This is a genomic window from Microbacterium sp. LWH12-1.2 (genome assembly GCF_040675825.1).
Lineage (GTDB): Bacteria > Actinomycetota > Actinomycetes > Actinomycetales > Microbacteriaceae > Microbacterium.
Genome location: NZ_JBEGIJ010000001.1, coordinates 3,127,530 through 3,146,234, shown reverse-complemented (window position 1 = coordinate 3,146,234; position 18,705 = coordinate 3,127,530). Strand labels below are relative to the sequence as shown.

At 67.4% G+C, this 18,705-nt stretch carries 18 protein-coding genes; 5 read left to right on the top strand and 13 right to left on the bottom strand.

The window, feature by feature from the left end; genetic code table 11:
- Positions 1–3: 3 nt before the first annotated feature.
- From MRBLWH12_RS15005 to MRBLWH12_RS14990, 4 genes are all read right to left on the bottom strand, one after another.
- Positions 4–1,317: an ABC transporter substrate-binding protein gene (locus MRBLWH12_RS15005; RefSeq protein ID WP_363550337.1), complete on the bottom strand. Its 1,314-nt coding sequence runs from the start codon at positions 1,315–1,317 to the stop codon at positions 4–6.
- A gap of 197 nt (positions 1,318–1,514) precedes the next feature.
- Positions 1,515–2,621, bottom strand: coding sequence for an ROK family transcriptional regulator (locus MRBLWH12_RS15000; protein WP_363550334.1), 1,107 nt, complete (start codon positions 2,619–2,621; stop codon positions 1,515–1,517).
- Between the two features lie 254 nt (positions 2,622–2,875).
- Positions 2,876–3,307: a MepB family protein gene (locus MRBLWH12_RS14995; protein WP_363550331.1), complete on the bottom strand. Its 432-nt coding sequence runs from the start codon at positions 3,305–3,307 to the stop codon at positions 2,876–2,878.
- A 36-nt stretch (positions 3,308–3,343) separates the two neighbouring features.
- The gene (locus MRBLWH12_RS14990; protein WP_341976482.1) at positions 3,344–3,835 is read right to left on the bottom strand and encodes a hotdog fold domain-containing protein; all 492 of its coding nucleotides are present in this window, start codon (positions 3,833–3,835) and stop codon (positions 3,344–3,346) included.
- Between the two features lie 296 nt (positions 3,836–4,131).
- Here MRBLWH12_RS14990 and corA point away from each other — a divergent pair, with 296 nt between their 5' ends.
- From corA to MRBLWH12_RS14975, 3 genes are all read left to right on the top strand, one after another.
- Positions 4,132–5,133 (top strand): magnesium/cobalt transporter CorA, encoded by a 1,002-nt coding sequence (gene corA, locus MRBLWH12_RS14985; RefSeq protein ID WP_363550328.1) that lies wholly within the window; start codon positions 4,132–4,134, stop codon positions 5,131–5,133.
- Between the two features lie 53 nt (positions 5,134–5,186).
- Positions 5,187–5,894: a spermidine synthase gene (locus tag MRBLWH12_RS14980; protein ID WP_363550326.1), complete on the top strand. Its 708-nt coding sequence runs from the start codon at positions 5,187–5,189 to the stop codon at positions 5,892–5,894.
- Positions 5,895–5,962: 68 nt separating this feature from the next.
- Positions 5,963–6,757 (top strand): SDR family NAD(P)-dependent oxidoreductase, encoded by a 795-nt coding sequence (locus MRBLWH12_RS14975; protein ID WP_363550323.1) that lies wholly within the window; start codon positions 5,963–5,965, stop codon positions 6,755–6,757.
- 97 nt (positions 6,758–6,854) lie between these two features.
- On the opposite strand, the gene MRBLWH12_RS14970 is transcribed toward MRBLWH12_RS14975, so the two are convergent.
- The 5 genes from MRBLWH12_RS14970 to MRBLWH12_RS14950 form a co-directional block, all read right to left on the bottom strand.
- A complete protein-coding gene (locus tag MRBLWH12_RS14970) occupies positions 6,855–7,436 on the bottom strand; it encodes a GNAT family N-acetyltransferase (protein WP_363550320.1) in 582 nt (193 codons plus the stop codon).
- Between the two features lie 137 nt (positions 7,437–7,573).
- Positions 7,574–8,731 carry an MFS transporter gene (locus MRBLWH12_RS14965; RefSeq protein ID WP_363550317.1) on the bottom strand — a complete coding sequence of 386 codons (1,158 nt, stop codon included), beginning with the start codon at positions 8,729–8,731 and terminating at the stop codon, positions 7,574–7,576.
- A 159-nt stretch (positions 8,732–8,890) separates the two neighbouring features.
- Positions 8,891–9,367, bottom strand: a complete 477-nt coding sequence (locus MRBLWH12_RS14960; protein WP_363550315.1) for a cytochrome C5 — start codon at positions 9,365–9,367, stop codon at positions 8,891–8,893.
- 107 nt (positions 9,368–9,474) lie between these two features.
- The gene (locus MRBLWH12_RS14955) at positions 9,475–11,982 is read right to left on the bottom strand and encodes an FtsX-like permease family protein (RefSeq protein WP_363550312.1); all 2,508 of its coding nucleotides are present in this window, start codon (positions 11,980–11,982) and stop codon (positions 9,475–9,477) included.
- On the bottom strand, positions 11,982–12,752 hold the full coding sequence (locus MRBLWH12_RS14950; RefSeq protein WP_363550309.1) for an ABC transporter ATP-binding protein: 771 nt from the start codon (positions 12,750–12,752) through the stop codon (positions 11,982–11,984). Before MRBLWH12_RS14950 ends, MRBLWH12_RS14955 begins: the two co-directional genes overlap by 1 nt.
- A gap of 108 nt (positions 12,753–12,860) precedes the next feature.
- Between MRBLWH12_RS14950 and MRBLWH12_RS14945 the strand changes: the two genes are divergently transcribed.
- Together MRBLWH12_RS14945 and MRBLWH12_RS14940 are read left to right on the top strand one after the other, a co-directional pair.
- Positions 12,861–14,093, top strand: a complete 1,233-nt coding sequence (locus MRBLWH12_RS14945; protein ID WP_363550307.1) for a sensor histidine kinase — start codon at positions 12,861–12,863, stop codon at positions 14,091–14,093.
- A complete protein-coding gene (locus MRBLWH12_RS14940) occupies positions 14,081–14,719 on the top strand; it encodes a response regulator transcription factor (protein ID WP_341976508.1) in 639 nt (212 codons plus the stop codon). Before MRBLWH12_RS14945 ends, MRBLWH12_RS14940 begins: the two co-directional genes overlap by 13 nt.
- Positions 14,720–14,804: 85 nt before the next feature.
- On the opposite strand, the gene MRBLWH12_RS14935 is transcribed toward MRBLWH12_RS14940, so the two are convergent.
- Genes MRBLWH12_RS14935 through MRBLWH12_RS14920 form a run of 4 tightly spaced genes read right to left on the bottom strand, consistent with a single transcriptional unit; the run spans position 14,805 to position 18,635 of the window.
- Entirely contained in the window at positions 14,805–15,992 is a 1,188-nt protein-coding gene (locus tag MRBLWH12_RS14935; protein ID WP_363550304.1) for an ABC transporter permease, read from the bottom strand.
- A gap of 17 nt (positions 15,993–16,009) precedes the next feature.
- On the bottom strand, positions 16,010–16,822 hold the full coding sequence (locus tag MRBLWH12_RS14930) for an ABC transporter ATP-binding protein (RefSeq protein ID WP_363550301.1): 813 nt from the start codon (positions 16,820–16,822) through the stop codon (positions 16,010–16,012).
- The gene (locus MRBLWH12_RS14925) at positions 16,822–17,880 is read right to left on the bottom strand and encodes a peptidoglycan-binding protein (protein WP_363550298.1); all 1,059 of its coding nucleotides are present in this window, start codon (positions 17,878–17,880) and stop codon (positions 16,822–16,824) included. The genes MRBLWH12_RS14930 and MRBLWH12_RS14925 overlap by 1 nt, the downstream gene beginning before the upstream one ends.
- Positions 17,877–18,635, bottom strand: a complete 759-nt coding sequence (locus MRBLWH12_RS14920; protein WP_363550296.1) for a hypothetical protein — start codon at positions 18,633–18,635, stop codon at positions 17,877–17,879. The genes MRBLWH12_RS14925 and MRBLWH12_RS14920 overlap by 4 nt, the downstream gene beginning before the upstream one ends.
- Positions 18,636–18,705: the final 70 nt, after the last annotated feature.

The window sequence follows — 18,705 nt, the reverse complement described above, 5'->3', positions numbered from 1 at the left end:
GTTTTATCCGTGCACCGAGTCCCAGTCCTGTTGGACTGCCTCGATCAGTTCACTCGCCGTGGTCCGCCCCGCGATGAGATCCTGGGTTTCACGAATGAACGTGTCGTTCATGCTCACGGTCGCTCCGGCGAATGCTGTGACGGAGCCGTCCGCCGCGCTCGTGGCAGCAAAGCTGTTCACGATGTCGTCAATGACGCCAGCCTTCGGGCTGAGCTTGCTCGTATCCTGCGGGAGGAACCCCGCGGCGAAGATCGCTGCAGAGGCTTCAGAAGAGTGGAAGAAATCCAGGAATGCCGCAGCCGCATTCTTGTGCTTGCTCTTCTCGGAGATCGCATAGGCGATGCTGCCGCCCGCGCCGGTCGGTTTGGTGCCCGGGAAGCTGAAGAAGCCGGCGTTCTCTCCCATCGCGTCGTCGATAGCAGCGGAGTCCCAGTTCCCGTCGATGAAGAACATTCCCTCACCGGCAGTGAACTTACCGACCGCTTCGCCGAGGTCGGTCCCATTCACCTCCGTCGAAGAGGGGAAGTAGCCGCTCTCATTCCACTCGACAAGCTTGTCGACGGCCGTGCGGTTGGCGGGTGTGTCGAACGTGTTGCCGGGCTTTCCCCACACCCAATCGCGCCATTCGGAAGCGCCGCCTGTGGACTGCCCGATCTCCTGGATCGTGAATCCGGCGTGCCCCTGTGCATTGCCGAACTGGATCGGGAGGACGCCAGCATTCTTCGCCTTCGCAAGAGCCGCTTCGAATTCTTCGAGCGACTGCGGGAGTTCGGTGACGCCAGCCTTCGCGAGGAGTTCCTTGTTGTAATACACGCCGACGTGGAAGAACCCCGTGGGCAATGCGATCTGGTTGGCGCCACCGGCGCTCACGAGGTCCTCGCCGACCGCGTAGTCCCCCAGCTGGCCCGCGGAGTACACGTCATCCCAGCCGTATGCATCTACGTAGTCGTTCAAGTTGAGGATCAGGCCGTCCTTCGCCAGATTCCCGGTGATGTTGACGAGCACGATGTCGGGTGAGCTGTTCGACGCGAGCTGCAGCGGAAGCTGCTTGTTGTACTCGTCGAAAGTGGTCTCCTGGTGCTCGACCGTGATGTTCGGGTACTTCTCGTTGAACGCCTCGATGATCGCGGGCAGCGGTGCACCGGACTCGGGCGTGGAGACGATCTTAATCGTGACTTTCTCGGAGCCGACATCGGTCGAAACCGCCTGCGCCTCGCTCGCACTCTGGCCGCCTGAGCCGGGTGCGCAGCCGACGAGTGTGAGTCCGAGCGCAAGCGCGATTGCGCTGGCGGCGGCCGCCGTGTGCTGTGCCTTCATGGGAGATCCCTTCGTGATCTTGGAGCAACTTCGTCGTTGTCGCATCGCGGCGAGGAGCCTGATATCTGGATGCGCCCGCACTCTGGTCGCTGGTGCAGCCAGAGAACGGTTCACGGATCAATATACACAAATATGAATCCGACTTCCATTATTTCTAGCTCGACTGCTCACACCGGGAAAACCGTGTATCTGCGGGTTCAGAAGTCGGCGACCAGCCCGAGCACGCGAGACTCGACGTGGTCAAGCGCGAGGCGCGCAGCACCTACCGCTACTGCTCGGTCACCGAGCTCCGAGATCTCGACACGCGGGTGAAGGACGGCCGCATGCACAGCGAGCCGGCGCCTGATAGCAGCTGCCAGGGACGGACCGGCCTTGGAGATACCACCACCGACAACGATGAGTTCTGGGTCGATTGCGAGAGACAACGCGGCGAGACCCACCGCGACCGCATTCGCATAGCGCTCAACCGCGGCGATCGCTCCGGGATTACCGTCACGCGCGGCCTCGAACACTTCGAGCGCCGTCCCCTCCTGAGCGCCGGTCGCCGCGGCGTAGTCGGAGATCAAGCGCGCGAAGGAGTCCGCCCACTCGAGGATCCTCATCTCACCGACGGCACCGGCGGCACCGGACGTCCCTCTGTGAATACGACCTCCGATTACTGACCCGGCTGCTGTTCGGAAGCCTGCGAGCAGATACACGAAATCATTCGTTCCCCTGCCTGCGCCGTATCGGAACTCGCCGAGGGTGGCGACCAACGTGTCGCTCTCGACAAGGACCTCGCAATTCAGCATCCTGCTGACCTGCGGACCGAGATCGATCCCCTCCCATTCCGGGAGCGCGGGCGAGAACGTGATCCGCCCGGAGGCATCGCTGAGGCCCGGCGCGCCGAGGCCAACAGCGAGCAACTTCGCATGATGGCCGTTCGCATCGACCGCCTGGGCAATCGCATCGACGACGGCCCTGACTCTCACCGATCCTGTCAGACTCGCCGAGGTCTCGACTCGTTGCTCACCCACCGTTTCGCCGTTGAGATCTTGCAACAGCACGACGATCTTGTGCACACCGATGTCCACCCCGGCGATCACGGCAGCGTCCGCAGCGAATCCGAAGCGCACGGCTGGCCGCCCAGCCCCCATGGGAACTGCTGGGCTCAATCGCTTGACCAAGCCGTGGCGCTCCAGATCCGTCGCCGCCGCCAGCACTGTCGGACGCGACAAGCCGGTCAACCCCGCTATCTCGGAAACCGTCAGCGATTCACGCCCACGCAGGGCGGCGAGCGTTGCGACCGACAAAGGGTCTGTCACAGGGGCAATCTGAGGCCGCTTATGCATCGAGTCCCTCCAAATTTTTGAATGTCATTTCACATTATCCCGGCAAGCTCGACGGTTAGGCATTTCTCCTCAGCTGTCGGGTGATCGACCGGACGGCGAGGACCACAACTGCCGCGACGTCGTGGAAGCCTGAATTGACACCTACCGCGGCGAATCCGGCCTCCGAGCCATCACCCTCTGGCTCGAGCAGCGAGGAGACAACGCGCCAGGGCCGAAGCCCTGGTGGGTCAGTATTCCTGGAATGCCGGCGCCTGCGCGCGCTGAGTGGCGGTCGCCTGACGGTTCAGTCCCTCGCACCAGCTCGGATACAGACGGAATCCGCGCTTGCCGGGGCCTCGCACCGATGTGATGCCCAGCTCCGCAAGATGCTCGGCGGTGAACCGGAACAGTCCGCGGCCGCCTCCCTGCTCCACGAAGACGAGCAGACCGGCGGCGGTATCGCTGCTGCCGAACGGCACGGTCTTGCCGTCATCGTCCCGTCGCCAGAACGCGACGAACGCCCCCGGCTTGGTCGGCGTGTTCCGCGCCGTGCGGATGTGCCACGCAGCGCCGTCGATCTCGATCCGACCCGATTCGTAGTCGCTGTTCTGCGGCTCAGGGAGGACCGACGCCGAGATCCCCTTCTCGGCCGCGTACGTCTCGAATGCGCTGAAGGTCATCCGAGCCACGCTACAGCGACGCGCCTCCCGCGGTCGTCAGACCCCGCTCGATGCGGTCCGCCGCGGCGTCACCCACATCGTGATGTCGGCGTGCACCACGACCGCGCCACCGGGATCGGTGACATCGACGGAGACGATCACGTCACGCGCCTCATCCGCGGCCAGCGTCTCCAGTCCCTCGATCGTGCCGACGGCGGTGAGCGTGCCCTTCGCCTTCAGGAGGTACCCGACGTTCATGCCCTTGGGGATCCAGCGGTGCGTCTCCGGCAGCGAGAAGTCGATGGTGGTGCCGGCCACGAGCTCGGCCAGGTTGCAGCACGCGATGGCGTGCACGGTGCCGATGTGATTGTGCACTCCCCACCGGTCGCGGATGCGCGCTTCGCCGCGCCCCGGCTCGAGCGAGACGATCATGGGGCGGATGGTGCGGAAGTACGGAGCCTTCATGCTCACGATCGCGCTGAAGATCCGCATGCCGAGCGGGCGGGTACGCAATGCCTGGTACGTCTTCTTGATGGGGGAGGTCGTCATTGTTCTCCTTGTCGCGGCCTCCCGGCATCCTGGCATCCTGCGCTCGATTCGCAGGAGTAAGCTGTCGAATCGGGCCAAAGGCCCCCGAGAGTCCGAAAGGCGGTGATGGCGATGTCCGACGATAGTTACGGCGCCGCCCTCGCTGCGTCGCGACTCCCTGCGCTTGCGCGTTGAGCATCCGCTCCGCATTCGCACGTCCTTCTCTGCAGCCGTCGGCGGCGTCATCCCCGCACCCCTGACGAAAACTGCGCACTCAGCCTGAAGCTGCCGTGCGCCTGCGAGAACGGAAGCGCATCATGGCGCTCATCGACAACGGCGTATACGTCTACGGACGTCGCGTGGAGACCCTGACCAACCTCGACGACACATCGCGCACTCTCGGTGCGCTCGGCGGCATCGCGTGGATCGGCCTGTACCGGCCGAGCCCGCAGGAGGTCGCGTCGGTCGCACGCGAATTCGACCTGCATCCGCTCGCCGTGGAGGACGCTCTCTCCGGTCACCAGCGCTCGAAGGTGGAGCGCTACGGCGACACCCTCTTCGCGGTGCTGCGCCCCGCCCGCTACCGCGACGAGCAGGAGTCGATCGAGTTCGGCGAGCTGCACCTGTTCATCGGCCCCGACTTCGTCGTGACGATCCGGCACGCCGAGTCGCCGAATCTCGCGGCCGTGCGCCGACGCATGGAGGCGAACCCCGAGCTGCTCGCGATGGGCCCCGAGGCCGTGCTCTACGCGATCCTCGACGAGGTCGTCGACGAGTACGAGCCGATCGTCGCCGGTCTCGAGAACGACATCGACGAGATCGAGGACCAGCTGTTCGGCGACAGCGACGACGACGCTCTCTCCCGGCGCATCTACCAGCTCTCGCGCGAGGTCATCAACTTCCAGCGGGCGGTGCATCCGCTGAGCGGGATGCTCGAGTGGCTGCGCCGAGGATCCGACAAGTACCGCATCGACGAAGAGCTGCAGCGGTCGCTGCGCGATGTGCTCGACCACGTCATCCGGGTCAACGAGCGGGTGGACTCGTTCCGCGCGATCCTGGAGAACGCGCTCACCGTGCACTCCGCCCTGGTCTCGCGCCGGCAGTCCGACGCGAGCCTGGCGCAGAACGACGAGATCAAGAAGATCTCCTCGTGGGCGGCGATCATCTTCGCGCCGACGCTGGTCGGCACCGTGTACGGCATGAACTTCGACGTGATGCCGGAGCTGCACTGGAGCTTCGGCTACCCGCTCGCGATCGGTGGGATGGCGGCGTTCGCGGTCGCGCTGTACGGGGTGTTCAAGTACAAGAGATGGCTCTGAGCCGGGACGGAGGCGGCGCCGCGGTAGGGTGATCACCGACGGAGGGATGCCGCGTGATCACTCGGTTCGAGGAACTTGACTGGCAGCAGACCCCGATCGGGGACCTCATGCTGCGGCGCCGCACGGAGCCGGCGGTCGGCCAGGAGATCTACGAGGTCAAGCTCGGTGACGAGTACCTGATGTCGAGCCTGTTCACCGTCGCAGAGGAAGAACTCGCGAACCTCGGCCTCGCCGCCGTCGATGGCGACGATCTGTCGGTGCTGGTCGGTGGCCTCGGCCTCGGGTACACGGCGGTCGCCGCGTTGCGCGACGACCGGGTGCGTGCGCTCACGGTGATCGACCGGCTCGGCGCGGTGATCGGCTGGCACGAACGGATGCTGCTGCCGGCGTCGACCGAACTCGTCGGCGACCCGCGCACGACCCTGGTCGAGGACGATTTCTTCGCCGTCATGCGCGCGGAACCCGCGGAGGGGCATCCGGGTTACTCGGCCATCCTGCTCGACGTGGATCACTCGCCGCGCCATCAGCTGGATCCCACGCACGCCGACCTCTACGACGCTGCCGGTCTACGCCGACTCGACCGACACCTCGCTTCTGGCGGCGTCTTCGCACTCTGGTCGGATGACCCGCCCGACGACGTCTTCATGGTCGAACTCGACGCGGTGTTCGACGACACCGCTGCCCACATCGTCGACTTCGACAACCCCGTCACCGGCGGCGTCTCTTCCAACACGGTCTACGTCGCGCGCAGTCGACGCTGAGACGGGAAGACCTCGAGGGTCGGCGCGGTTGCACGTACAGTCATCCTGATCCGCCTCGAAAGGACGCCATGCGCATCGATCTGACCGGCAAGACCGCCCTCGTCACCGGCTCCACCCAGGGAATCGGGCGCGCGATCGCCGCGACATTGGCGGATGCCGGAGCGCGCGTCGCCGTGAACGGACGAAAGCCCGACGTCGTGGCATCCGTCATCGCCGACCTCACGGCGGAGTCCGCCGATCGCGACCTCATCGCCGCTCCTGGTGATGTGACGACCGAGGCCGGCGCGACGGCGGTGCTCGAGGCGACCGGTGACGTCGACGTACTCGTGAACAACCTCGGCATCTTCGGAGCGACACCGGCGCTCGAGATCACCGACGAGGAGTGGCGCCGTTATTTCGAGGTGAACGTTCTCTCGGCGGTGCGGCTGACCCGCGAGACGCTGCCCGGCATGACGCAGCGGGGCTGGGGACGCGTGCTGAACATCGCGAGCGACTCGGCCGTGGTCACCCCGACCGAGATGATCCACTACGGAATGTCGAAGACGGCCCTTCTCGCCGTCTCCCGCGGGTTCGCGAAGGATGCCGCCGGCACCGGCGTCACCGTCAACTCGGTGCTCGCCGGACCCACGCACACCGGTGGCGTGGAGGACTTCGTCTACGAACTCGTCGACCGCTCGCTGCCGTGGGACGAAGCACAGCGCGAGTTCATGAAGGTGCACCGCCCGCAGTCGCTGCTGCAGCGGCTCATCGAGCCGGAGGAGATCGCGAACATGGTCGCCTACCTCTCCTCTCCGCTGGCATCGGCCACGACCGGCGCCGCGGTGCGCGTCGACGGCGGGTACATCGACTCGATCGTGCCCTGACGCTCGCTCCGGTTGCGGCGTCGAGCACTCGCTCCGGTCGCAGAAAGTCCCGGAATTCGGCTCGAATACCAGGACTTCTTGCGACGGGAGTGCGCGGTCACCGACGCTGAGGAGGCCCGCTCTCCGGTCTGTCGATGCGTGAGATGACGTGGAGTGGGGCGTCGATCGGGTTGTCCGGTTCCATGTCCCCTTCACCGACCCGTCGGAAACCGGCCTTCTCGAGCGCCCGCCAGGATGCGACGTTGCCCGCGACGACGCCGACGATGATCGCAGGGCAGTCCGGATAGCTCGACCACGTATCGGCGACCACGGCCCGGATGATCGCCGAGCCGAGCCCCTGACCCGTGCGGGACAGATCGGCGATGAGATAGTCGATCGTCACCGCACCCGGCGGCACCTCGACGATCTCGCCGAGCTCCGCGAAGTCCTCGGCGTAGTCGGCGATGCGGGATCGCTGCATGAGCGCGGTCGGCTGACCGTCGACGAAGACGAGGAGATCTTCGCCCGCCTCCTCACCGCGGGTACCGGGGCCGAAGTCTCTCGCCACCCCTTCCGGCGTGAAGTCGTGATGCCAGTAGCGGTGAACATGGGGCCTCGCGAGCCAGTCGCTGAGCAGCGGGAAGTCCGCCTCTACGACCGTTCTCCATTCGATGGTCGGCGCGCGTTCGTCGTCCCGCATGATCGAAGTCTCGCACGCAGCGGACGACGTGCGGCGAGGACGAACCTCACCGAGTTGAGCGAAAGAGCCCGCTCCGGTCGCAAGAAGTCCCGGAATTCGGCTCGAATACCGGGACTTTTTGCGACGAGAGGCTCTTGTCACCTCGTAGGACGGAACTGCCGTACCGGCGCGAGCGCCCAGATGCCGAGCAGAGCGGCGGCGAGCGTGGCGGCGACCGCTGCCCATGGCACGCTTGCGGCACCTCCCTGCTCGTACGCGACGCCCGCGACGATGGGCCCGACGAAGGCTCCGAGGTTCAGGGCGACGGTCGCATACGCCCCACCGAGAACAGGGGCATCCGTGGCCTCCCGGACGATGCGTCCGATCAGGGCGGATCCGACGGCGAACGACAGCGCCCCGCAGAGCACCGCGAGAAGCGACAGCATCACGGGTGACGAGATCAGGACCGCGAATGCCGACCATGCGCCGGCGAGAGCGACCGTTCCGACCGAGATCCAGGACCGCTCTCGCCGTGCCGCCCACCGACCGGTCGCGGCGACGCCGAGAAACGCGCCGATCCCGAACCCGGCGAGGAGCAGAGGAATCAGAGCGGCATCAATGCCGGCATCCGCCCCGATCACGCCGAGGAAGGTGAAGACCCCGAAGGTCGCGGCGTTGACGAGAACAGCGAGCACGATCGCGCCGAGCACCGGGCGCCGACGGAGCTCTGCGAGTTCACCGACGAGACGGATGCGCGGTGTCACCGCGTTCTGCGTGAGCGAACGATCCAGGAGCAGGGCGATCAATGCCGGCAGACAGAGCAGCACCACACCCCAGAACGTCGCCCGCCACCCGAACGCGTTCGCGACGAGGGCTCCCGCCGGCACACCGACGATCGTGGCCAGCGTGGTGCCGGCGAGAAGTGTCGCGACGGCCCGGGTCGTCTGACCTGCCGGAACCAGACGGCCCACCGTCGCGAGAGCGATGGCGAGGAAACCGGCGTTCGCGAGAGCCGCAATCACTCGCGTGGTCAACAGCACCTCGAACGACGGGGCGATCGCGCCGACGACGTGCGCGAGCACGAACACCAGGAGAAACGAGATGAGCGCGCGGCGTGGACTCCAGCGCGCGCCGATCAGCGCCATCGCCGGAGCGCCGACGACCATGCCGATGGCGAAGGCCGAGGTGAGAGTCCCGACGGTCGCGGGCGATACCGCCAGCTCGTCGGAGATCGGAAGGAGGAGGCCGGCGAGCATGAACTCGCTGGTGCCCTGAGCGAAGATCGCCAGAGCAAGGACATAGAGCAAAAAGGGCATGAAGCATCCAGACGTGCGAGGTCGCGTCATCCCGCAGGAGAGCGACTGAGCGAAGAGGGGTCGACAGGATGCGGGGAGCGCACGACGTGCGACTCGACCCGCGACCTAGCGTCTGTCTGCTTCAGGACTCACAACGAGAAGCCTACGCCTCGAAAGCGTTCAGGAAGCGGTGTCGAGCTCTCTGACCTCGACACCGTCGACCTCGAGCTCGTCATCGAGCTGCACCAAGATCCGCGACGTGGGGAACTGCTTCGGCGCGAGGAAGGAGAGCAGCACGGCGTCGGCGAACACGACGACCGAGGTGGCCTCCAGATCGTCGCGCAGGTCGATCTGCTCGATCACCGGCTCGTCATCGACCGCATCCTCGATGTCCTCGGCGACCTCGTCGATCACAGCCCGCCAGCGGGATTCACCCACAGAGAGGATGCGCGAGACGGCCTCGATGAGCGCGTCCTGATCGAGCTCGTCCTCGTCGTCCTCGTCCTGGAGTTCCGGGTCGACGTTGACCGTCACGACGGCGCCGGCGGCGTCGATGCTCGCCCGCCCGTAGATCAACCCGTTCTCGGCGACCGGTTCATCGAGCAGACCGCTGTCGACGATGCGTGCGAGGAGAGAATCGAGCTGAGCGGAAGACATGAGACCAGTCTTTCGCATCCGGCCCCGGCATGGGGCGCGGCGTTCCCAACGGCGCAAAGTGGGGCCGGATCCCTGCGGATCCGGCCCCACCCCGCGCAGTTCGCGCGTTACTGTCGCGAACCGATCTCCTCGACCGGTCGACCTCGCATCGCCGAGCGCGTCGCCACGGCCAGCGCAGCCAGCGCAAGAGCGCACATCGAACCGATCACGACCAGCGACTGCAGGAGCGGCAGCGTCGGGATCGGCTGCCCGCTGATCCCCATGCTCATTCCGATGAGCGGCGGGATGGCGATCGCGACGCCGAACACCATCGCGATCAGCGCGAGCATCACCGCCTCGGTGCGCATCATGCCGCGCACCTGACGGCGGGAGGCACCGATCAGCTGCAGGAGCGCGAACTCCCGCGACCGCTCACCGGTCGCCATCATCAGTGTGTTCACCACGGCGATCGCGATGTAGCCGAGGATGACGATCAGAGCGACCGCGTTCACCCAGCCCTGCTGCGAGCGCCCGTCGGCACCGGCCGCCTGGGCTCCGCTGCCACCGCCGACCACGAATCCGGCATCCGTCAGTGCGGTGCGCACGTTCTCGACGTCGTCACCCGCGTTGACCAGGGCGAATCCGCTCAGCGCACTGGTGGTGTGCTGTCGAACCACCTCGCCCGACATCGTGATGTCGCCGAATCCCAGTCCACGTCCGTAGATCGCGACGACCTCCGCCTCGAAAGGCACCCCGTCGCCGAAGCGTCCGACGAGGGGGTCGCCGACATCGAGACCGAGGGTCTGCCTGGCATCCGTGCTGAGCGCGACCTCACCGGCGCCGGCGAGGGCGTCCAGAGAGCCCTCCTTGACCTGAAGATCCATCGTGCTCTCCGCGGCATCCGTATCGATGCCCTGCAGCACGAGCGCAGTGCGGGTGATCTCCTCTTTTCCGAGTTCGTGATGATCGAGAACGGCCTGACTCACCGTGACCGGGTTGACCGCGACGACTCCGGACTGCTCCTCGATCAGCTGGATGCCCTCATCCGACAGCCCGCCGGGCGCGCTCACCCGCAGCTGGGAGATCACACCCGCCTGCGTCTGGGCGTTCGCCTCGCTGGCGATCATGGCGGGGGCGCCGAGCTGCACGAGCCCCAGCGAGATCCCCAAGGCGATCGGGGTGATCGCACTGGCCAGTCGGCGCGCGTTCGCCGTGCCGTTCGCAGAGGCGAGGAACCCCGCCGCCGACGTCTTCCGGAGCACCGCTCCGAGGAAACGCACGGTGAAGCTCACCAGCACGGGCCCCAGCAGCGCGAGCGCGATGATCAGGATGATCGATGCTCCCGCCGCCGCACCCGCTGCGCTCTGACCGCGCACGACGAGCGGCACCGTCGAGATCGAGAGCCCGGCAGCGGCGAAGACGATCCCGGTGATCATGCGTCCGAGGCTGACCGATGTCGGGCCGGTGGCCGATTCGCGCAGCGCTTCGATCGGGTCGATCTTCGCCGGACGGCTGGCGGCGATCCGAGCCGCACCCCACGCAGCGCCGAGCACGAGCAGCGCTGCGACGGCGGCCGGAATCGGGCTCGCAGCGAGTGCGAAGTCACCGGGGATCACTCCGGCCTGGACGAACGCGCCCTGCAGCACGGTGGCGAGGAAGTATCCGGGAACGATGCCGATCGCCGCGGCGATCGCCGAGACCGTCAGCACCTCTCGTGCGACCAGGCGGCGCACCTGTGCGGAGCTCGCCCCGACCGCACGGAGCAGAGCGAAGTCGCGGCGGCGCGACTGCACCGACAGCGAGAGCGTACCCGAGACGATGAACATCGCCACGAGAAGGCAGGTGCCGGCGAAGGCGGAGCCGATGGAGACGAGCGATGCCCGCGCCGCCCCGGAATCGAGGAACTCGACATCGCCCCGGCCGGCGCCCGTCTGCGCGGTGACCTCGGGGAAGCGTTCGGAGATGGCGTCGGCCAGAGCCTGCGACGTCGTGCCGTCGGCGGCGAAGACGCCGAGGATCTGGGCGTCGCCGTTTCCGGAGTCGAGCTGCGCGATGCGGGCCTCACTGAGGAACACGTGCCCGATTCGCACCGGTTCGGTCGCGGCATCCGCGATGCCGACGACGCGGTACTCGGCGCGGTCGCCGCCGTGCGACAGGGTCAGCACATCGCCGAGACCGGCGGTCGATGAGGCGGTGACGACGACCTCGTCACGCCCCGATGGTGCGTTGCCCGAACTGATCTCGAAGCCGCTCAGAGCGGATGCCGACCACGGATGCGCCTCGATGGGACCTGCATCCGAGGCGAGCGTGACCGTGACGTCGGCGACGACGGCCTCGACGCCGGGGAGCGCGGCGATGACGTCGGCCGCGTCGTCCGGCAGCGATGCCCGCTCGACGAGCGGTACCGGGAGGTCTTCCGGAACATCGACGGCCTGGCTGCCGCCGACGATGACATCGGCGTTCGTGTAACGCTCGGGGGCGAGTCCGCCGCGCATGCCGGATTCGACGAGAACGCCGAGACCCGTGATGAGGGCCGTGGCCACGAGCACAGACACGGCGACGCCGACGAAGCTGCCCGGGTTGTGGCGCAGATCGGCGCGGACGAGTCGGCCGAAGCCGAGGTGAGTGGTCGCCATCACCACTCCCCGAGCGCGCTCATGCGGTCGGTGATCTGCGCGGGGCTCGCTCCGTCGAGGTGACCGGCGAAGGCGCCGTCTGCGAGGAAGATCACCCGATCGGCGTGCGAGGCGACCACCGGGTCGTGGGTGACGACGACGACCGTCTGATCCAGTTCGCGTGCGGTGTGCGCGAGAAGGTCGAGCACCTGCTTGCCGGAGCGCGAGTCGAGGGCGCCAGTGGGTTCATCGCCGAAGACGACGTAGGGACGGGTGACGAGCGCGCGGGCGATCGCGACCCGCTGCTGCTGACCGCCGGAGAGCTCGGAGGGCCGACGGTCACGGCGATCGGCGAGGCCGACGGATTCGAGGAGGAAGTCCAGCCATGATCGCTCGACGGAACGGCCGGCGAGCAGCAGCGGCAGTGTGATGTTCTCCTCCACCGACAGCGCCGGAAGAAGGTTGTACGCCTGGAAGACGAAGCCCACGTGGTCCCGTCGGAACACGGTGAGCGCCTTGCGCCGCATCCCCGAGATCTCGGTTCCGCCGAGACGGACCGTTCCCGTGCTGGGAGTGTCGAGACCGGCCGCGCAGTGCAACAGCGTGCTCTTGCCGGAGCCGGACGGTCCCATGATCGCGGTGAAGGTGCCGCGCCCGAGAGTGAGGTTGACGCCGCGGAGTGCGGTGACGGCGTTGGCGCCGGAACCGTACTTCTTGACGACGGATTCAAGGCGCAGGGCCTCGGTGGATTGCGGCATCGCTGGGGCGGCACCGGGAAGAAGTGAAGTCATGCTTCGACGATAGAAAGGTTCGAACGGCGGCCCCATCCAGCAGAACACCGCATCGATGGTGGTGCTGGCTATACCGTGCGAACTCGTCCGCTGCGGCAGACTTGCAAGATGGGTGAACGGATGCGGCGCTGGCTGCGCGACTGGCGATTCGTCGCCGTCGAGGCGGGGACGTCCGTCGTCTCCGTCATCCTGTTCTGCGTGGGTCTCGTGCTGCTGCCGCTCATGCTCATCACGGGCGGGGTGCTGTTGATGCCGGAGGCCGTGAAGGCACTGCAGCGATGGAGTGACGTTGCCAGGCGCCGCATCGGCCGGTATCGGGGAGAGACGATCCTCGGATCGAACGCCTCCCTTCCACCGGGGTCGAACCTTGATCAGCGGCTGAGGTATGCGTTCTCGCGTTCTTCGGGGCGCGATGCGCTCTGGCTCACAGTGCACGCACTCCCTGTGATGTTCGTCTCGCTGCCGGTCGCCATGATCCCGCTGGGCGTCATCAGCTCGCTCGCTGTTCCGTTCTACTGGCAGTCCGCCCCCGCCGATGACCCACTCACGGCACCGTATCCGATCACCTCGTGGGAACTCGCTGCGACCATGCCGCTCATCGCGATCGCGTATGCGCTCGTCTCATGGTGGTTGATCCCCGCAGTGGCCCGGCTGCTGTCGTGGATCTCGGCACGCCTGCTCGCCGCTCCCCCGAAGACGCTCCTCGCTGAACGAGTGGATGCGCTGACCCTCAGCCGCGCCGCGGCTCTCGACGCGCACGCGTCAGAACTGCGTCGCATCGAACGCGACCTGCACGACGGCGCACAGAACCGGCTGGTCAGCGTGGTGATGATGCTGGGCCTCGCGGAGCGCGCACTCGAGACCGGCGCGGGCGACGCCCTCGCTCCGCTCCGACGAGCGCAGGATGCCGCGACCGACGCGCTGGCCGGGCTGCGCCGCACCGTGCACGACATCTACCCCCCGATCCTCGACGAACTGGGGCTCGAAGGCGCATTGGCGTCATTGGCCGGGCGGAGCGTCGTTCCGTGCACCCTCGAGATCGATGATGTGCGTCGGGTACCGGCCGCGGTCGAGTCGGCGAGCTACTTCGTCGTCGCCGAAGCGCTCACCAATGTGAACAAGTACAGTGAGGCCGCCCACGTGGTGGTGCGGGTCTCGCGCGACGACGACCGTCTGCTGATCGACGTCGAAGACGACGGGGGCGGCGGTGCCACCGAGCGCCCCGGTGGGGGGATCGCCGGCATTCGACGGCGCGTCGAGGCCTTCGAGGGCACCCTGACAGTGACGAGTCCGGCCGGCGGCCCGACTCAGATGAGAGCGGAGCTGCTGTGCGGATCGTGATCGCCGAAGACGACACCCTGCTGCGCGAGGGGCTCGCTCTCCTGCTGCGCAGCGAAGGTTTCGATGTCATCGCCACCGTCGACAACGGGATCGACTTCCTCACCCACCTCGACGACGCGGATGCCGCGGTGCTCGACGTGCGGATGCCGCCGACGTTCACCAGCGAGGGCCTGAAGGCTGCTGCCGAGGCACGATCCCGTCGCCCCGGGTTCCCCGTGCTGGTGCTCTCTGCGTATGTCGAGGACCGGTACGCCGGGGAGCTGCTCGCGGCCGGGGCCGACGGGCTCGGCTACCTGCTCAAGGAACGCGTCGGCAAGGTGGCGTCGTTCGTGGATGCGCTGCGCCGGGTGGCCGCCGGCGGCACCGTGATGGACCCGGAGGTGATCTCTCAGCTGATGAGCCGGCGCCGCGCCGACGACCCGGTGCAGAGCCTCACCCCGCGTGAACGCGAAGTGCTCGACCTCATGGCCGAAGGCCTCGACAACACCACGATCGCCGGGCGCCTCTTCGTCACCGAGACCGCGGTGAGCAAGCACATCGGCAACATCTTCGCGAAGCTCGGCCTCGCCTCCAGCGACAGCGGGCATCGCCGGGTGCTCGCCGTGCTGGCGTATCTGCGCAGCTGACCCTCGGCATCCACCACCTGTCGTCGGGCACGACGAAACGCTCCGCCCGGTGTTCCCCCTCCGGCGGAGCGTTTCGTCGCGCCCGTCACACGGTGCGCAGCGCAGCCGTCGGCGACAGCCGTGCCGCACTGACTGCCGGGTACAGCCCGGCGATCACACCGACCGCGAGCGCGACGATCGGTCCGCCGACCAGCACGGCGACCGGAATCGTCGCGACCTGCGACTGGATCGCCGCATAGACGAAGACCCCGATACCTCCCAGCAGGACCCCGGCGAGGCCGCCGAGGCCCCCCAGCACGATCGCCTCCGCCACGAACTGTCCGGCGATCTGGCCCGATCGCGCACCCAGCGCACGCCGGAGTCCGATCTCACCTCGGCGCTCCAGCACTGCCACCACCATGGTGTTCGCGATGCCGATGCCGCCGACGAGCAGTGCGATCGCCGCGAGGCCGACCGCGAGTCCTGAGAGCGAATCGTTCGCCGTCTCGCGCGCACCGGCGAGGTCACCGAGCCCACTCACCTGAACGTATTCAGAGGAGGGGTTGGCGGCACGGGCGACCGCTTCCCGCACGGCCTCGCTGGTCTTGCCGTCGGCCATGCGCACATAGATGGACGCGATGGTGTCGTCATCCTTGCCGGATACGTGCTCGGCTGCCCAGCGATCGCCGAGGAACGCGCTCGCGTCGATGCTCTCCGCGAGCCCGGCAGCATCGAGGATGCCGATGACGGTGTACCACTGCTCGCCGATCCAGACCCGCACCCCCGGCGCCGTGACGCCCATGCGCGCCGCGGCGGATGCTCCGAGCACTGTCACCGGCAGCGAGCGGTTGGCCTCGTCGAACCAGGAGCCCTGCGCCACGGAACCCTCGACCGAAGACAGGAAGTCCGGGCTGGCTGCGTACGCGGTCAATCCGTTTCCCTGGCTTTCCGGGATGAGGTCGTTGCGGTAGACGCCGGTGCCCTCCGGCACCTTCTCGAGCACCCCGACCTCTTCCACACCGTCGACGCGGCCGATCATTCCCGGAGAGGTGTCCGGCAACGGGACCGGCTTGTTGTCCGGCCCATAGCCCGGCTCGACGACGAGCATGTTGGCTCCGAGCGAGTCGAGTTCGGCGAGCAGTTCGGCCTGGTTGGATGCTGCGATGCCCGTGATCGCGGTGAGCGCGGCGATCCCGACCGCGACTCCGAGCGCCGAGAGCGCCGTCCGCATCTTGCGGCTGCGCGGGCCGATCAGGGCCGTGCGGATGCTGTCGGCGACGCTCAGTCGCGGCATCCGATCACCTCTGCGCCTCATCGTCCGCTCCCCGCCAGATCGACCAGCGCCGTGTCGCTCACCAGTCGTCCGTCGTGGATGTTCAGCTGACGCTGCGTGCGCGACGCGATATGAGAGTCGTGAGTGATGATCACGACAGCCGTGCCCGAGTCCGAGATGGAGGTGAGCAGCTCGAGGATGCGTTCCCCGGTGCTCGAGTCGAGAGCTCCCGTCGGTTCATCGGCGAACAGCACCGACGGTTCTCCGACCACCGCTCTGGCGATCGCCACGCGTTGCTGCTCACCGCCGGACAGCTGCCCAGGGCGGTGCTTCATGCGAGCGCCGAGACCCACCCGCTCGAGAGCGAGGGCGGCCCGCGAGAGCCGCTCTGCGGCGGGCACGCCCGAGTACAGCAGACCGAGGGCGACGTTCTCCAGCGCGCTGAGCGCCGGCAGCAGGAAGAACTGCTGGAACACGAAACCGATCCGGCGAGCGCGCAAGGCGGCCCGCTCCCGTTCGCCGAGGGCGGCGACATCGGTCCCGTCGATCAGCACCGTGCCGCTGGTGGGATCGTCGAGGGTGCCCATGATCGAGAGCATGGTGCTCTTTCCCGATCCCGATGCCCCGACCACCGAGACCAGCTCGCCGCTCCCGATGGCCAGGCTCACATCGTGCAGCACGCGAAGCGGCGGGCTGCCCGGGTACTCCTTGACCACGTCGATGAGCTCCACCACGGTGTCGGTGTCGACCCTGTCCGACTCGAGGCCGGCGGGGATCACGATGTCCGCGAGCGCTGCCTCCGACATCACTGTGCCCGACCCCGCCGGAGTCGACACGGTGGTGCCCGGCATCACTGCGCCACCACCACGGCATCGCCTTCGGCGAGGTCTCCACCGACGATCTGCACCCGGGAGTCGGCGATGAGGCCGACCTCCACGGCCACGCGCTCGACCTTCCACTTCTTGCGCAGCACGTCCACGGCGTAGCCGCCGTCTGTGGTCGCCACGAGAGCGGTGACCGGAACGACGAGGGCATCCTTCACCTCCGAGGTCGCGAACACGACCTTCACCGCGCGCAGACCGATCCCCTGCCCCGCCGCCGGGTCGGTGAAGTCGACGGTTGCCGTCGGCGGGGTGGTCTCGCCCTCCTTCTCGGTCGGCTGACCACCGGGGTCGACGACGGTGATCGTCGACGGCACCTCTGTGCCGTCCGGGAGGATGACCGTCACCGGAGTACCGGGCAGGATCTCTCGTGCCTGCGCATCGGTGAGCTTGGCGATCACGCGAAGACCGGTGCTCGTGTAGGTGAGAGGGCTCGAACTCGCCGGATCCCCCAGCTTCGCCTTGACCGCTTCGACGCGCACCGACGCGGCCGTGATGGCCACGATGTCACCCAGCGCGACGACCCCGGTCTGAGGAACGCCGAGCGACTTCTGCCACGCTTTGATCGACGCTGTCGTGACCTTCGTGAACTCGTCGTCGACGGTGAGATCGGTGCCGAATCCGAGGTCGGCGAGGGCCTGCTCCAGCTGGCGGACATCGGGGCCGTCCTCCACCTCGGCACCCAGGTCGCGCCAGAAGGGCCGCTCACCCCGAACGGCGATCACCGGCCTGCCGTCGACTTCGTAGACCGCTTGGCCGACGCCGATGACATCCCCGGCCTTCGGCAGCCTCGTGATCGTTCCGCCACGACCGGGGAGAGGAATGGATGCGCCGTAGCTGAGGCTGCCGTTGAGACGCAGGTCGGAGGTGAGAGTGGTGAGCTCGGCGAGCGCCGTGACGGGGCCGTCATCACCCTTGTCCGCGGCCTCGGCGGCCGATTGCCACGGCTGCAATACGGCGAGCGCTATTCCCGCCGCCACCAGCACGAGTGCGATCGGGGAGAGGATCCAGGCTGCTCGGCGACTCATTTCTCACCCTCGGGGATCACGGTCGCCTGCATGAAGCCGCCTTCGAAGAACTCGCCGATCACCGCGAACCAGTCGAAGTCGAGCGATTCGATGCTCTTCTGATCGATGAACGGCGGCATCTCCCCCAGCTCGTCCTCGCAGGCCGTGAGCAGAGCGCGGGCTTCGTCTTCGGTGATCCCTGCGGGCAGCTGAAGCGTTCCCTCGGCGTCGGGATCGGCGAAGTCGGCGAAGCCGTTCTCGCGTGCACAGCCGGCGAACGCCAGACTCGCCTTGATCATGGCCTCCGCATCGAACTTGAGCGCCTCCGTCGCCTCCGCACCCGACATGTCGGGTTCGGGCTGTTCGAACTCGGGGACCTTCTCCTCGCAGGTCGCCCATGCCTCGCGCTGACCGCCCTCCTCGGGGTAGCCGTTGGCGGTGGTCGAAGCCATCCACGTGCCGTCGTCGTCCGTCGAGATCATGGTCATGCCCATGTCTTCGCCGCCCCCTTCGCCGAACGCCATGGAACCGCCATCCACAGTTCCCAGGGGACTGTCTTCCGGGGCGTCCGGCATGAGCATGCCGACCTGACCGCCTTCGATGATCTTCGCCGTCTGACCTTCGCCGGTCAGGCAGGTCACGAATCGGGCGGCAGCGGCGTCGTTGGCCGCGTCGTCCTTCTTGTCTGCTGCCGGTGCCGCGCAGGCGGCGAGTGCGACGACCGTCAGGATGACGGGGATCGCTGCTAGCGAGCGGCGTGCTTTCACGGTGAACATGTCATTCCCTCTCTCGCGGTCGCAGCTCGTCCGCAACCCTGCAGTCAGTTCTATGGAGGCGGTGGTTTGC